14 protein-coding genes are annotated in these 16,570 nt (G+C 32.4%); 7 read left to right on the top strand and 7 right to left on the bottom strand.

The features are described 5' to 3' along the window. Positions 1–305 precede the first annotated feature (305 nt). The 5 genes from ACAM25_RS03575 (at position 306) to ACAM25_RS03555 (ending at position 3,780) form a co-directional block, all read left to right on the top strand. Positions 306–1,070, top strand: a complete 765-nt coding sequence (locus ACAM25_RS03575) for a helix-turn-helix transcriptional regulator (protein WP_369610970.1) — start codon at positions 306–308, stop codon at positions 1,068–1,070. A 14-nt stretch (positions 1,071–1,084) separates the two neighbouring features. Next, positions 1,085–1,480 (top strand): CBS domain-containing protein, encoded by a 396-nt coding sequence (locus ACAM25_RS03570; protein ID WP_369610969.1) that lies wholly within the window; start codon positions 1,085–1,087, stop codon positions 1,478–1,480. A 114-nt stretch (positions 1,481–1,594) separates the two neighbouring features. Further along, positions 1,595–2,029: a rubrerythrin family protein gene (locus ACAM25_RS03565; RefSeq protein WP_369610968.1), complete on the top strand. Its 435-nt coding sequence runs from the start codon at positions 1,595–1,597 to the stop codon at positions 2,027–2,029. 4 nt (positions 2,030–2,033) lie between these two features. Beyond that, the gene (locus ACAM25_RS03560; RefSeq protein ID WP_369610967.1) at positions 2,034–3,224 is read left to right on the top strand and encodes a heterodisulfide reductase-related iron-sulfur binding cluster; all 1,191 of its coding nucleotides are present in this window, start codon (positions 2,034–2,036) and stop codon (positions 3,222–3,224) included. Next, positions 3,217–3,780, top strand: a complete 564-nt coding sequence (locus tag ACAM25_RS03555; protein WP_369610966.1) for a DUF3501 family protein — start codon at positions 3,217–3,219, stop codon at positions 3,778–3,780. Before ACAM25_RS03560 ends, ACAM25_RS03555 begins: the two co-directional genes overlap by 8 nt. On the opposite strand, the gene ACAM25_RS03550 is transcribed toward ACAM25_RS03555, so the two are convergent. Then, a complete protein-coding gene (locus tag ACAM25_RS03550; protein ID WP_369610965.1) occupies positions 3,777–4,652 on the bottom strand; it encodes a metallophosphoesterase in 876 nt (291 codons plus the stop codon). The two genes, ACAM25_RS03555 and ACAM25_RS03550, sit on opposite strands and share 4 nt — an antisense overlap. 99 nt (positions 4,653–4,751) lie before the next feature. Here ACAM25_RS03550 and ACAM25_RS03545 point away from each other — a divergent pair, with 99 nt between their 5' ends. Continuing rightward, on the top strand, positions 4,752–5,936 hold the full coding sequence (locus ACAM25_RS03545; RefSeq protein ID WP_369610964.1) for an enolase C-terminal domain-like protein: 1,185 nt from the start codon (positions 4,752–4,754) through the stop codon (positions 5,934–5,936). Here ACAM25_RS03545 and ACAM25_RS03540 read toward each other — a convergent pair. From ACAM25_RS03540 to ACAM25_RS03515, 6 genes are all read right to left on the bottom strand, one after another. Continuing rightward, the gene (locus tag ACAM25_RS03540) at positions 5,933–7,684 is read right to left on the bottom strand and encodes a peptide-N4-asparagine amidase (RefSeq protein ID WP_369610963.1); all 1,752 of its coding nucleotides are present in this window, start codon (positions 7,682–7,684) and stop codon (positions 5,933–5,935) included. The two genes, ACAM25_RS03545 and ACAM25_RS03540, sit on opposite strands and share 4 nt — an antisense overlap. Then, on the bottom strand, positions 7,681–11,577 hold the full coding sequence (locus ACAM25_RS03535; protein WP_369610962.1) for a protease pro-enzyme activation domain-containing protein: 3,897 nt from the start codon (positions 11,575–11,577) through the stop codon (positions 7,681–7,683). The genes ACAM25_RS03540 and ACAM25_RS03535 overlap by 4 nt, the downstream gene beginning before the upstream one ends. A gap of 117 nt (positions 11,578–11,694) precedes the next feature. Continuing rightward, positions 11,695–13,176, bottom strand: a complete 1,482-nt coding sequence (locus ACAM25_RS03530; protein WP_369610961.1) for an MFS transporter — start codon at positions 13,174–13,176, stop codon at positions 11,695–11,697. Between the two features lie 99 nt (positions 13,177–13,275). Further along, positions 13,276–13,668 (bottom strand): universal stress protein, encoded by a 393-nt coding sequence (locus ACAM25_RS03525; protein ID WP_369610960.1) that lies wholly within the window; start codon positions 13,666–13,668, stop codon positions 13,276–13,278. A gap of 142 nt (positions 13,669–13,810) precedes the next feature. Further along, positions 13,811–15,229, bottom strand: a complete 1,419-nt coding sequence (locus ACAM25_RS03520) for an APC family permease (RefSeq protein WP_369611597.1) — start codon at positions 15,227–15,229, stop codon at positions 13,811–13,813. Between the two features lie 198 nt (positions 15,230–15,427). Beyond that, on the bottom strand, positions 15,428–15,754 hold the full coding sequence (locus tag ACAM25_RS03515; RefSeq protein WP_369610959.1) for a hypothetical protein: 327 nt from the start codon (positions 15,752–15,754) through the stop codon (positions 15,428–15,430). Between the two features lie 52 nt (positions 15,755–15,806). On the opposite strand from ACAM25_RS03515, the gene ACAM25_RS03510 reads away from it, so the two are divergent. Continuing rightward, on the top strand, positions 15,807–16,568 hold the full coding sequence (locus tag ACAM25_RS03510) for a cytochrome C oxidase assembly protein (RefSeq protein ID WP_369610958.1): 762 nt from the start codon (positions 15,807–15,809) through the stop codon (positions 16,566–16,568). The last annotated feature ends 2 nt before the right edge of the window (positions 16,569–16,570 follow it).

Genomic DNA, 16,570 nt, shown 5'->3' with positions numbered 1-16,570 from the left:
CATGATTTTTTTGTATTTAATTGTGAGCAGTTATCAAACTGAATTTTCTTTGTGAGTGTATATATTTATCTTAGTAAGTTAATAATCAAACTTGATAAAGTTGATTTAATTGTTTCTATAACTTTCAAAAATTTCAGATGATAACTATATTCTTAATGGCATCAAATAAGACTGACTAAGATGTGGAAATTACTATGAAATGTTATAAAACTTAAAAACAGATGATACAAAATTCATGAAATTCATTGAAGCATAACTCTCCTATATCTAATCGATTTATATTTCCTTACTTAGATTATAATGTTGTGAAAAAGATAACCATTATCCTTATTTTTCTTCCTCTTGTTATGCTCACATTAACTGTTCACTCATCAGTCTTTACTACTGTATACTATAATGGAACTATAACCATACATGTCATTAACCAAACTAGTCTTTATTTACCGTTACAGAATATTTCAAAAATCTATTCTACTACTCCTTTTAAGTTATTTAATAACACGATTTTCCTTTCATCTTCTAATGCTACTCTAATTTATTCTTCGGATATAAAGAATGAAATAAAAATAAATGAACCTTACAACATTGCTATTAATATTATCATAACATCAACTTCTCAAATAACATATCTTTCAACATCGCCTGATTTCGTTAACTTTCAGAATAATTTACTTAATCTTACTTTTTATACTTCTAATCTAACACTTATTTATACAAATTATTCACAATCATCGAATTCTTTCTCTCCAAATTCTAACATCTTTATACTTCTTCTAATTTCATTTTCTCTAAGTTTATTATCAACTGGAGTTCTTACTTACTTATTGCTAAAGAACATTAGAAAGGGAAAAATTGAAGAACCTATATTAATTTCTGGTTTAGATGAAAGAGATAGATTAGTTTTAGACGCAATCTCAAAAGGAGCAGATTCGATAGCTAAAATATCAAGAATGACGGGCTTATCAAGAGCTACAGTATATAGAAGAGTTAAAAAGCTTGTTAGCTTAGGGTATGTTAAGAAAATCAGAGAAGGTAACAAAATAAGATATGAAGAGAATAAAAAGGAGTAGAATGAATTATAATTGTGATTGTTTCTCAACTCATTACAAAAAAACCCGTGATTGCAAACGAAAAAATATCCATAAAGGAAGCTGCTAAGATTATGAAAAAGGAGGAGGTTGGCTCCCTTATTATAGTTGATAAGAATAATAAAGCTGTCGGAATTGTAACTGAAAGAGATTTATTATATGCCATAGCAGATGAAATACCTTTGGATAAACCGGTTTCTGAAATAATGAGTCAAAATCCAGTTATTATCGAAGAAAATAGCGATATTAGCGAAGCTATTGCACTAATGACCTCAAGGGAAATTAGACATCTCATAGTAGTTGACCATGAAGGAAAAGTGAAAGGAGTAATAAGTATAAGAGATGTTGCAAAGGCTGTAGGTGCTATAGCATTGGATTTAGCCTTCTGGTAAATTTAATTTTTATTATTTTTAATTAATAATTCTCATCTATTAAAAGTAACTATTATTTAGAAGCTAAACTAAATGAGAAAAATTTTTAAGTATTAGAAAAGATAATATTTACAAATGAAGGAATTAAAAGGAACTAAAACTGCAGAAAACCTGAAACAAGGATTTATTGGAGAATCAATGGCTAATAGAAGATATCTTTATTTTGCGAAAAGAGCTGATGAAGAAGGATATCCAGAAATAGCTGGTTTATTAAGGAGCATTGCGGAAGGAGAAACTGCACATGCTTTTGGTCATTTAGACTTTATAAGACAAGGAGGATTAACAGATCCAGCAACAGACAAACCCATTGGAACATTAGAACAGATGATTGAATCTGCAATAGCTGGAGAAACTTACGAATGGACACAAATGTATCCTGGATTTGCTAAGGTTGCACGAGAAGAAGGATTCCCAGAAGTAGCAGAATGGTTCGAAACCTTAGCCAGAGCAGAAAAGAGTCATGCTGAAAAGTTCCAGGCTGTTTTGAAGCAATTAAAAGGAGGAACATGAAGTTATGTATAGTTTAAACCCACAAGATAAATCTTTTTTTGATTCATCTAAACTCCTCTCCGAATTTATAAGGCAAGCATCTATTTGCCATGGTTGTAGACTTTGTTTCAATTACTGCTTTGCATTTCCTAAGCTATTTAAACTAACTGATGAGAAAGGACCAAAGAATCTTACCTTGAATGATTTAGAATATATCTCTTCGGAGTGTTTTCATTGCAAGATGTGTTATAACAATTGCCCTTATACTCCACCGCATGAATTTGCAATGGATTTTGCTGATCTAATGGACTGGGCATGGTTATATTTTAGATCACAAAAACCTCTTAGTTTAAGAGATTTCCTTTATGAACTAGTTGATGGGACTAACATAGCAAGACCTCTAGTCTCTAGACTCTATCCTCATACTAAAAAAATACTTGGAATAAATGAAGAAGCTCCCATGCCTATAGTTAAAGAAAAAGGATTCATAAGAGAGGTTAAGATAAAAAAGATAGAAAAGCCAGTTGCTAAAGTAGTTCTATTCCATACTTGTTTAGTAGAGAATTTTTACCCAGAATTAGGATTTGATTTGGTAGAAGTTTATAACAAGTTAGGAATAGAAGTTATCACTGCTAACTTTTTGTGTTGTGGAGCTCCAATGTTAGATGTAGGAGACATAAAAAGGTTAAAGAAGAACGCTGAGTATAATTATTCCTTACTTAAGAAATTTATAGAACAAGGTTACGATATTGTATCACCTATACCAACTTGCACGCTTATGTTAAGTAAAGAGTATCCTTCTATACTCGGAAAAGAAGGGATAAAAGTATATGATGCAATGGAATATCTTCTCAAGCTCGATAGAGAAGGAAAAATAAGAATAAGCGGAAAATTAGATAAAAGTATATTTTATCACCCTCCTTGTCATCTAAAGTATCTTAAGGTAGGTTACGCAGGAGTTACACTAATGAGAAAATTAGGAGCTAAAGTTGAAATTTCTGATAAAGGCTGTTCTGGTATTGATGGCGGATGGGGGTTAAGGAATTATGAAAAAGCAAAGATAATTGGAAGTAAAATGATGAATGCCTTTGCTGAAAACAAAGCAGATATATTTATGACTGAATGTCCATTAGCAGGTTTACAGATTCAAAAAGCTTCTGGGAAACAACCCCTTCATCCAATTCAAATTTTAAAGGAGGTGTTAAAAAATGAGTAAAATTTCTATTTCAGATATAATTCCTTGGAAAGAGTATGAGAAAATCAGAATGGAAAGAATAAAGTGGATATCTCAAGTTAAGGAGAAAAGAAGAATAGAACTTGGAGATAGACTTACGTTACTCTTTGAAAATAAGGATACGGTATTACATCAAATACAAGAGATGGTTTATCTAGATAGATTAGAAAATGAAAAAGAAATCGAACATGAAATTAAAGTTTATTCATCACTATTACCTTGTGATGGAAAAATTAAGGCAACACTTTATATAAATGCTTATGACTTTAATGATTTAAAGAAAGTTTTCAAAGAGCTTAAAGGAATATATAATTCAGTATTTTTGAAAGTTGGAGATAAATTAATTCAAGGAGAACCAGAAGGTGGAAGAGAACAAGGTGACGAATTTAGTACTGTTCAATATTTAACTTTTGATCTAGAAGGAGCAAAAAGCACAGACATTGAGGTTATTGTGCTTCATGAGAATTACAAAGTAAATAAGAAATTACCAGAAGAATTAGCTAAGCAATTAATCGAGGAAGCTTATGAGAGTTGTTAAAGTCCATCAAAGGAAGATATAGAACCGTCTAGATGAAGATAGATCCTTTTTATTTTATTTTCGTCCATTAAAAGAACTCCAGCAGATTGACCATGATACCTACTTGAAAACACAGTAATAACTTTTTTATTCATATCTATCCTAAAACCATCAACTGCCTCGTGACCCCTAATTATTCCAGAATATCCAGTAGAATCTAGAAATTCTTTCACTATTTTTTCTCCATAGTAATAAGTACCTTCTCCTCTAATGTTTGGTAAGAAACCAAAATCATCTAAACCTTCTCTAGGGTCATTCCACAATAATTGGAACGCTGTGGGATCACTTGGTTCTATATCTGGATATGGCAAAGATAGAACTTCATCTATTGAATGTATTGCTAAGCTCATTTGACTGTCATTAGTTACCTTTCCCGGCAAACCTCCATGAACACAAAAATAATTGTTCACAATCGCAACATAAGGCATATAAGAAAAGAACTCTTTAAATTTCTCGTAAACTTTTTCATCACCAAATTTTACGGAAACTTCATCATAAAAACCATAATACATGTTTGTTATTGGGCTTTCATGATTTCCTCGAAGAATTACAATTTTGTCTCTGTTTTCAAGAAATTTTTGTAATATTAACATTAAATTTTCTATTCCTAGCTGTGGTTCTCTGTCTACATAATCGCCTAAAAAAACTAGTAAGTCAACCTTATCAAATATTTCATTAAAAACATATTGGGTTACATCTAAAGCGCCGTGTGTATCTCCAACAAAGGCAACTTTTCTTACCTTGTAAACTCCAGCTACAGTTTTATTTTCCTTGAAAATATCTTTAGCCCTATCCATAAGGTCAAAGATCTCATTGTAATTAATTTCAGCCATATTAACATCTACATATATTAACATATAAAAATTATTTTAGCAAAACTCTCTCTTCTCACAATACAAAAAATACAAATATGATTAAGTAGAAATTATTATATGGCTAAAATATCTGAAATAGAACCAATTGTATTAGCCCATTCTGAAAAAGGGAGTGCAACTTGGGCTTCAGTTATGATAGTAGTTAAAGTAATTACTTCAGATGGCCAAGTAGGTTACGGTGAAGCAGTACCAACTTTAAGAGTTATTAACGTCTATAACACTATAAAGCAAGTAAGCAAAGGTTATATAGGTAAAGAGGCAGAAAAGCCAGAAGAGAATTACCAAGAGTGGTATAAACAAGACTTTTATTTAGCAAGATCTTTTGAGTCAGCAACCGCAACAAGTGCTATAGACCAAGCGTTATGGGACATTATTGGGAAAGAGTTAGGAGCACCAATTTACAAACTACTTGGTGGGAAAGTTAGAGATAAAATACCAGTTTATGCAAATGGTTGGTATCAAGATGCTGTTACACCAGAAGATTTTGCTGAGAAAGCAAAAGACGTAATTAAAAAAGGTTATAAGGCACTAAAATTTGATCCTTTTGGTCCTTATTACAATTGGATTGATGAAAAGGGATTAAAAGAAGCTGAGGAAAGAGTTAAGGCTGTTAGGGAGGCTGTTGGTGATGAAATTGACATTTTAATTGAGCATCATGGAAGATTTAACGCTAATAGCGCAATATTAATTGCTAAAAGACTTGAAAAATATAATCCAATGTTTATGGAAGAACCTGTTCATCATGAGGATATTGAAGGTTTAAGAAAATATAAGCAACACACAAGTCTAAATATTGCTTTAGGAGAAAGACTTATTAGTTTAAAAGAAGCAGCGTTTTACGTCTCAGAGGGATTAGTAAATATTTTGCAACCAGACTTGTGTAATATTGGAGGAATCACAGTAGGAAGGAAAGTTATTTCATTAGCTGAGGCTTTTGATGTTGAAATTGCCTTCCATAACGCCTTCGGTTCAATACAAAATGCTTACTCACTACAATTGGCTTCAATTACTCCAAACTTATATTTACTGGAGAACTTTTATGATTGGTTCCCACAGTGGAAAAGAGATGTGGTTTACGACGAGACAAAAGTTGAAGATGGACATGTAAAAGTGCCTGAAAAGCCTGGTATTGGAGTAAGTATCAATGAGAAATTAATAGAGAGTTTAAAGGTTGAGCCAAAAGAACTAGAGGTTTTAGAAGAACCAGTGTGGGTTGTAAAAGGAACATGGAAAAAATATTAACTTATTGGAACAAAATTAATGTGCACATATTTATAATACCCAGTTAGATTAGTTGTACTATTTTGTAATCCTTCAGCAGAGAATAGTTCCTTATATCCTGTGTTGTCAATAAGGAACCAAGAAGTTAAATTCTTTTGCGTATTGGCATAATTTGCTGTTAATTTAACTAGTATTGCTCCACCATAACTATTTATGACTTCAATTATTCCACCAAAACCACCTATTGTAGTTAAATTCTCAATAGTCTTTACTGTAAAGTTATAGTTTCCAAATATGTACTCGTAATAATACTTTAGCCCTAGAGATAATGTTCCGTTTTGGAAGTAAGATAAGTTATATGGTATTACATGCGGATTTGTTATTGGAACAGCAAAAGCACTAAAATCTAATAATATTGGATAATTACCTTTAATCACCATCGTAGAGTTATAAATACCCTTATCTACAGCTATTTCGTAGAAGTTCTCATCTAAATAAGCTTTCTCAAATATTTGATTAAATGTTTGATAAGCTACAAATTTCCCTTCTTGCAATGTCCACGCAAATTCTGTACCATGTTTAAACACTAATTCTGAGGAGTAGTTAAGCAAGTAGTTTCCATCTTCTTGGTAATATTCAGCACTGTAACCAAAAGTAAATAATGGAGTAGAATCAATAAAGCGTGATATTGAGGTTAGTGGTTTTGCAGAAACTAAGGGATTAGATTGATTAACCCATAACATTAAGACAGCTGATATATCCCAGTCAAAAGCAGTAGATCCTGTTATTTCATAAGCAGTAATTAAATTTGTTACACAAGTTGTTATATTTGCAGTTAAACCATAAGCTAACATTGGAGTTAAATCAATCATAATTGGGGAATGGAAAGAAAGGGTGTTTATAGATGTTAATGGTTTCCACCATAGTAAATCGATCCCACCAGTATAAATAGTCTCATAAGGATTAACAACACCCGCTAATAAGTTATCATAATAAACTAAGATACTTCTAGTTGCTGGTTCATTAGCATACCAAAACTCATCTAATCCTCCTCCTTCTTCATATAATAAGAGCATCATTTTGTACGTTCCGTTTGGTATTTTGACTTCTTGAGTTATACTAGGCATTAATGGGTTTAATATTTGATATGAATAATTGTACTTTGATAAATAAAGTGGTATAAACATATTTGGCAAACCTTGTGGTTTTTGCCCAGGATATAGTATGAGAGTTACATTCATATGGTATAACCCAGTTATTCCAATTTTAGCATCATAGAAATTCTCTATAACTAATTGGAAAGTAACATTGCCTTGTAGTAAGTTTTCAAATAAAGTCACATCAACTTGAGCTGTTGAATTTGCTAGCTCTTGAGTTGATCCCCAGAATATTGGAATACCATTAACGAATATGTATGCAGCTCTATCATATTGCGGACCATTATTTTCAGATATAGAGACATTCATCAAGATTAAGCTATAATTTCCTGGAGGAATATACACTCTCTTAACTATTGGCATCAAACCAGTATTATTAAAAGTTGCATTAACAGCGACTGGAATTATAATTGGTGTCACGTTAGTCGGTGGCTTTATTTGAAATGCTTCAAATGAATAATAATGTGGGTCTAGATAAGCTGGTAAAGTAATATTAAGAGGTAAAAATGGACGTTGTAATTCTATATGTATATTTGTAGGTAAGCTATTTACTAAAATTGGGGATATTAAAAATAAAACTAATAGAAGAGAAAGGATTTTATTTACCTTCATTTCTTACCACCCCTCCTAAAGAGTATAAGGAATAAAATAACTGCAATTATGGCTATAACTAAACCACCTATAGCTAAACCAGTAGTTCTTGAAAGCGAGGAACTTAAAGTAGTTACTGAGCTACTCAGATCATTAAGTGTAGAGTGAATTTGAATGAAAGGATAGTCGTTGTATATAATAGCGGTATAATTGTATTCAATACCATCTGATAATTTAATCGTTATTATATTATTCCCTGGTGGAGAAGAAAGAGAGTTAAATGGAATAATTACGGCTATTCCACTACTCGTTGTCGAGGTGGTATAAGGTACTGATTGCCCGTTCACTTTTACTCCTAACACTTTAAGATATTTACCAGTAACAGTTATTGTTATATTTGACGTTAAGCTTGTTATGTTTGTTGGATAGGTTATTTTAGGTTCTGGAATAGTACTGAGACTAGTAACATTATTTAACGTTACTCCGTGAAGAATTATGTTAGTGTTAGCACTCTGGTTTATCAAGTATTCTACGTTATCTGCAACAACTGAAGATAGTGTTACATTAGATGAGATAGCATTAATGCCAATTTTACTATCAGTAATTTTAGTAGATACTAAATCTACATTAGATGAGATAGCATTAATTGTATTTACTTTAGAGTCAATTACAGTTACAGTAGCATCTTTTACAGTTAAACTACCAATTATTACGTTATCTAATATGAAGTTACCGTTCTCTAACGTTAAAGATGGTGAATATACTTGTGATAATTCTAAAGCATTACCGTTATAATAAGTTAAAGGTATACTAGTAGCATTAATTGGAGATAATATTTTAGTTCCTATATCTGTGTATGGTAAAACAGTTAAGTAGTTATTAATTGACTCTATTATTGCTCCTTCTGGAGAAATTCCACTAATCTCTAAATTCCAAGGACCTGCAAGTGTATAAACTGGGGAACCTTGATAAATGTTAGTAGAGTTTATTGAAGGCACTTTTATTATCCCTACCCATTCATTAAGCGTTGAATTATATTGTAATGGAATTTCTGTGTAAAATTCTAAAGCCAACTGTTCGAACTGTAATTCTGAAGGCACTAGTGTGGCTTGAAATTCACCATATTTCACTTCAGTTCCATTTGGATAAGTAATATTAGCATAAATGATAATATTTTCACCTTCATACAAAGTAGTCTGGTATTTAACTTGAGCATGAAGTATATAAGGAGATACATATATGTAGTCAGTATAATTGAATTCTTCCACACCAATTGAACTATTATACCAGGCTTCAGTAATGATAGTGTAAATTCCTGGTGTAGCGTTTAATGGAATAGTGTAGTTTACCTCATGGGTTCCAAAGGCTATAATATCACCAAATTGCACTGTATCTGGGGCTAATTTCATTGGTAATGAGGCTATCAATTTTCCTTGTGGATTATAAATAAAAGCAGTAACGTTTGAGGAAAATATTGCTAATCCACTTTGATCAAAAGTAAATGAAAATATTGTAATATTTTGTCCAGGAGAGACTGAAGAGAAACCATCATCTATAGGAGTAAATACTACTGTTTCAATATTTATCCCTCCAAAAGTCTCATAAGTGTATGCCGAACTATATGAATCATTAATTACCATAACGTATAGTCCTTCTGGCTCTGGTGTGACCAATGCATATATTCCTTCATATAAACCTGGAGCTGACGTGGGTAATAGAGTCACATTGAAGATATCTTTTCCATTATGAATAAAGTAAGCTGTAAATGACGGATATTCTACTGGTGTCAAGTTAGGATAGTATATACATGCCTCTACTTGGAACACTTCATTGGGTGGTATACTTATTTCAAACGGATATGGAATTGGCTCTATTATATCAATTGAAAGTCCAACAGTTATTTCATAAGCCCCAACACCGGAGAAACCGGCTGAAGTCCCATTAACTACAACTAACCATATGTTTGGAGGATTGCCGGGTGTAATAGTATAACTGCCTACCCAATAAGTTCCATTAAATGTGAGAGGAACAGTTTTCAATAATCCTTTGGTAGTAAAGATATAGGCTAAAAAGCTACCGTTAGTTACCATAGTAGTGTTTGGATAACTTATTTTTGCAATTATGTTAAATGTTGAATTATACATAAACCAAGGATATGGGACACCCGGTTCTGTAACAGTTACAGAAATTGATAACCTTGGTTTGGCAAAATATTCTTCAACTGCTTTTAATAACCCATACCAATCTGGTGAACCTAAACCAGTAACTAAATTATATCCAGAATGAGCAGAATAGACTCCGTTAAATCCAAATGTAATTTGATGAAAAGCTTCATTATAAAGCGTAGAATTAGAGTATATCCAATATAATATATTATTGAACAATCCCAATGGTTTATGAATTACTGAAATAATATCAGCAGCCATTCCAGCCCATATTGGTGTAGCTAAACTAGTACCACCAACAACTTCCTCTTGTCCGAGTACATAAATAACTAAACCAGTATAAGGATTAGCGTCAGCTGCAACATCTGGAGTGGCTTTTGTAGTGCCATTTATTATATACTGATACCAAGGCTTAGGAAAATATGTACTGTAGCCTCCTCCACCACTAATAAATGGAAAATCTAGATCAAAAATATTCCAACCAGTTTCATAGCCATAAGTTGCTGTTGAGTTTTGTGAAGAAAGATAACCGCTAGTTACATTGACAAAGAGTGATGTACCTCCAACAGCTGTTACAAATGGAGAAGAAGCTGGGAACGAAACACCACCATAGGATATTAAAGTTCCTCCGTATGCACCTTCATCACCAGCAGCAGCAAAGAATGATATTCCTTCAACTGTGCCTAATTCAAAGTAATAATCCCAATAGGGTAAATTAGGTTGAGGGATTCCATCAAAGACAAAATAAAATCCTGTATCTCCAATTAAGTTTTCTGTTATTCCGAAGCTCATTGATACTACTTGCGCTAAATCTTCACTTACAATATAATCGATAGCAGCAGGGATTAAACCAGTTGAAGCAGTAACTACTAAGTCTATATGAGCGTAAGGAGCAATAGAGTGAACAGTCTCAACATCTAGTGCTGTCTCTACATCCCATCCTGTTGCTAATCCAAATATAGAATGATAAGGCCCTATTGGTATTATTGTTAAATTAGCTTGAGGTAAATTAAATTGTTTGTCAAATGCTTGTAAATCTTGATAAATTAAAGGATCTCCATAAGCGTCTATGATAGCTACGGTCACGTTTTTACCTCCTTGTGTGATGTTATATGCTCCTACAATATCTTCTGGAGAATACATATCAGCGGAAAATTGAAATGTAGTTACTTGAGGAATTTGAGGTATTAATTTCCCGTTTACAACTTTTCCTAAAACTTCAGTATTAAGCTGATATTGATACGTAGTATAATTAGTTAAACCAAGGATTGAAACACCATTAAAGAATGATGGAAATATTGGTGTAGAATAAGGCTTATAGTATGTGATATTCCCATATTTATACAAATAAAGAGTTGTATGAAATGTCTCTTCTACAGTAGATGCTGGTGCTTCTGCAATTATTACAAAAGGATTACTTAATGATATTGAAAAACCTTTTTCTTCTAAATATTTCGCTATCTGATTTTCTAGTTGAGGTTGAGCAAACATTGAAAAAACTTGTTTAAATGACATGGGCTTGGTTTGATGATTGGCTACTTCTTCAGCTGTTAAATAAAGTAAGTTCATATTTTTTGGAGGTATGAGTATTCCAATTGTAATTATAGTACTTGATGAAATAGTTCCTATCTTTTCTCCTTTCAAAGTGGGTCCAATATATGTTCCACTATAACCATTTACTGGAGTTATTATTGTTAAAATACTAAATAATATTATAAGGGATACGATAGTTGATAAAACACTTTTCATATCCGTATATTACAAAAATGCAAGATATAAACATTTTGATTAGATTAAACACATACATTTTAAATGCAATATACAGAGTTTGGTAAAACTCATAAAATAATAGAAGATTAAAAAAGATTACGATCTTTGAATCTGCTCCTCTTCTAATTCTTCTTTTGCTACTTCTTCTAATGATTTATGCTTTGGCTCTGGTACAAAGAAGTAAGTCAATATAGCACCTACTATGCTTAAAATAGCTAGCATTACTAAAATATCTTTTACACCTATAGAAGCTAACAAAGCTGGGAAGAAGTATGTAGTTATAGCAGCACCCAGTTTACCACTAGCAGCAGATATACCATGACCAGTAGTCCTATATCTTACAGGATAAACTTCTGCTGGCACCACAAAGGTTGTTGTGTTAGGGCCAAAATCAATGAAGAAATATGATAAGGAGTATATTGCAAAAGCCATAATTGAAGGAATAACGAAACCGGTTATTTTTGTTCCAGCTGTTATAGCCAAAGACGCAACTATTCCGTAAATCAAAGCCATCATCACAAAACCTTGTAATTGTATTATTTTTCTACCTAGCTTATCCATTAATGCTACTGCTGTAAAGTATCCAGGGAAACCAACTAAGAATGGTATAGCACCTTGAAATAAGACTCTAGCTAAATCTGCTTGAAAATCTGGAAGAGTTAAAGTAACATGCCCACTTGGGAATGGACTTCCAAATACTGGTGCAATCACTGCTGAGGAATAAACTCCAGTTCCATAGAAAGCAATATCTAATATAAACCACGTCCCAGCAGTACCTATCAATAACATTCCATATTTTGCTAAAAATTCAGATATACTTATTTTCTTAGATACAACTGGTTTATCAACTTGTAGTTCTGTTCCTAGGATCTTTGCTGCTTTTTTAGCTTCTTCAACTTTTCCTTCTACAAGTAAAGAATACCTTGGTGTCTCTGGGACTTTTCTTCTTAAATATATAACTGTTGCAGCTGGTATAGCACCTATTCCAGCCATGACTCTCCATGCGATATCTGGTGGCAATGTTAGTGCAGAAACAATTCCCACTACAGCGGCAACTATTGAACCTATTCCTTGGTTTGCGAAAACTAAGGCAACTAGTTTTCCTCTATCTTTCACATTAGCATATTCACTCATAATCGTTGAAGATATAGGATAATCTCCACCGATTCCAAATCCCATTATCATTCTAAATGCTACTAAAGCTGGTAAGTTCCAAGCAAGAGCACTTGCAAAAGCTCCAAAAGTCAGTAGTGCTGCCTCAACTCCATAAACTTTCTTTCTACCTAATCTGTCACCTAAATAACCAAAAAGTAATTGACCTAGTATTGCTGTCCAAATTGCTGAAGAAGCTAGTAAACCAGTCCAGAATACTGAAGAAGGACCTATTAAATACTCTGTAAAGCCTGGTATAACTATTCCTGCATATTTATCTGCATCAATTATAGTTGCTAAAATATACGAAATGATTAGCAAATCATATGCATCTGTAAAAAACCCCATTCCTGCTGTATACCATATCTTTATATGATTAAAAGAGAGTTTTAGGGAATCAATGGACTTAAATGGATTATTAGACATTTTACTTTCGAGTAAGAGTATTTATTATAGCTTATAATTTTACCGTATAGAGCATATAGTTAACAATATAAACTATTGTTAACTATATAGTTTATATAGTTATTTAACAACGAGTACTGGTATATCAGATTTACTTACTAATTCTGATGATACGCTACCTAGAATAGCCTTCTTTAATCCAGTTAATCCTCTACTACCAGTTACAATCATATTACAATTTACTTTTTTACAATATTCAATTAATGCAGATGAGACATCTGGACTTTCTAGAATTTCAGCGGTTACTTTATAGCCTTCAAGATCTTTAAGTACTTCCTTTTGCTTTTGCTCAGCTTCTTCCCTAGCTTGGATTATCTTTTGCTCTGGCGATTTAGGTGCTTCTTTTATTACTGTTACTAAATATATTTCATCTTCTTTTTTGATGAAGTTTAAGGTAAAAAACACTGCTTTTTTTGAGTGATCTGAACCATCATATGCTATCAAAATTTTCATAAGATAGAATTGGTTAAACAAGTATATATTCTTAAAGGTGAAAAAATTAAAAATTGTTTAATAATATAGCGTAAATAAATATCAACTTAATCTAGAATATCAAGAAGATAAATTAAACAAAGAGAAATGAAAGTGATAAATACTATTGTGCAACAACCTGTTTTTCTCTTTTCAATTTTTCTATATATTCATCTATTGTAATTAACTGATTATTATCATCAACCACATAAGTTCCAGCCAAGCTCTTTTTGGCTCTAAGTCCATACCACAAAGTTGCTAATACTAATATAGTTATAATCGAAACACTCTGGAATAGGTCTGGAGTCTGAAATGATAGTGCAACTCCAGTTAGATTAATTAATGTTGCTGAGATAGGAATAACTAACGTTGTTATATTTAAGGAACTTATTCTCCAGTAAAATACTGGGACTCCAAATCCATCAATTATTCTTCCAGTTAGCCAAAATACGCTTGTTATCACACTGATCTCATTAAATGCATTAGAGATAGATCCCGTTATTATGGTGGAGAATATCACGAACAATGTAGAGATAAAACCAATAATAATTGTCGCAATGATTGGCTCTTGTGTTCTATTTACTTTTTCCAATATTTTAGGCATTGCTTTTTCTCTCGCCAAGTTAAATAAAACTCTTGCACTACCCACAGTAGTACCTATATTAGAGGCTAATAAACTATTTATTGACATTAATAATCCTATCATCACTATTGGTAAACCAAATCCAAATAGCTCTTGAATCAATGGTTGGTTAGCATTTTCTAAACTAGTTATAGAACCATTCCATAAGGCAACTAAACCATAAGTTCCTGCTAATATTGCTGAACCCCCTATAATAAGGGATAACCACATTCCTAACGTTATGGTTTTTCTTGGAACCTTTGATTCTTCACCCAAATAAGTTGAGGCACCGGCTCCAGATATACTAACAATTGATAATATCATTGCTGTACCCAATGAACCTAATGAAACTCCAGAAGGATTAAAATAAGATAAGTTAAAGCCTTTAGTAGCTACGGCGTAAATAAACATTGCATAAAGTATAATTACTTCAAGTGTAGCACTTATACTTACTATTTGACCTAACAAGTTCTTTATATGAGTGGTAAATGATATGAGCGTAGGATATACTAAACCCAGGACTATAAAAAGATCCAAGTAAATACTAGGTATACTAACATTAATCATTTGGAGAAATGTCTGAACAAGCAAATAGATAGCTAGTGCATTAACAGCATTTAATGCTGAATAAGCTACAACTTCTAATATTGCTTCGTAATAAGCTAATGTTCTATTTCTCCATGCTGCTGCTCCATAAGTGTAATATCCGCCAGCTGATGCTATTTTTGAAGAATATCTTGTAAGAGTGTAAATCCATAAAGCGCTTCCAATTAAAGCTAAGATAGTTGCAAATACTACTCCTTTCCCAGCATATGCTATTGCTGCTGTTGTAGTAGATACAACGCTTCCTAAAGGTGCAGTAACTGCCATAGCTTGACCATAAGCTTCTCTTATACTTAAAGATCCCTTAGCAAGTCCCATCATAATCGCCCTTTAAGCTTTTCTGTCCTAAAAGTTTTTAAATCTTTCCTAAATTTCCACCGATAGTTTCAGCAAAGCTTAAAGGGAGAAGACCTTAAACAGTATAAAATAGGCTTAAAGGTAGAAGAAAAATTATTCAATTTCACATGAAATGATTTTTAACAATTAACAGGAAAAATATATAAACTTCCTGATAATTTAGGTCTTGTTCAATAGTTCTATGCATTTTGAAACTGAATTTTTCAATTCATCGAACCTTATTTTTACTTCTGGTGGGAAAGGCTTTTTAGGTTTAATAGAATTTAATAGTTCTAATGCAGAATTTAAAAGTGATTTTGCATCATTCTGATTATAATTAACTTTTTTATAGGCCTCCTTTATCTTCTTTACTGCATCATTCCATATTTTTAAATCTTCTTCTGTTATTTCTCCATCTTTTACTAGAAATGTAGTCATATCATCGTTTACCAGTGGAATATCGTTATCTATAACCCTCCACAATATTGAAAGGACTTCTTCATTCATCATTTTAAATAGACTGACTAAGATTTATTAGAGTTATCTCTGAAGTTAATTTATGATTAATGAAATTTTGGGATATGTCACCACAGTCTTGGCTGGTTCTGCAATAGTTTTAGGTGGAATAGTTGAAGGGTATGGATATGGATTGTCTTTAGGTACAAATTGGCCTTATACAAATAATATAGTAGAATTAGCTGGGAAAGGAGATCCAGAAGCAATCCACAGAATCGTTGCTACTTTAGTTGGATTACTTTCTCTCGTTTTACTTGTTATAGATTTTAACACGTTAACTGTTATAGGCTTCATAAGCATAGTTGCTACAGCCCTTCTAGGAATGGCTACACTATACGTTCTTGCAGGGAAATTACCTTCAGTATTTCAAGGTTTTCATGATATTGCAGCTTACACAACTTTCATTACTTACCTTATTTTGGCAACAAATTATATTCCTCCTTCTAAGTACATAGGATTTTTAATAAGTGCAATAACACCTCCACATTTCCTATATTTTGTAATATTTATGGGAGGAGTAGTAACTGGGACTAGGAGAATGAAACTAAGTATAGGAGATGTTAGAAAACCAAAAAATAAACTTCAATGGGCTTGGGTTATACATGGAATTGTTGGAGCAATATTCTTTATAGCTTTAATAATCTTAAGGTACTGGATTCCATTAGTCTTTGCGTTAATTGAAAGTGCAGTAGGATTATGGACCTATTATCAAATTAATAAAAACCCGACTAAACCTGGAGCTGTTATAGGATTGCACCAATTATTCTCTTTAGCTGTTGTAATTTCATTGATATTCTTCAGCTGAGG

This window comes from Sulfurisphaera javensis, from assembly GCF_041154675.1.
Lineage (GTDB): Archaea > Thermoproteota > Thermoprotei_A > Sulfolobales > Sulfolobaceae > Sulfurisphaera > Sulfurisphaera javensis.
This window is presented reverse-complemented; position numbering and strand designations above follow the sequence as displayed.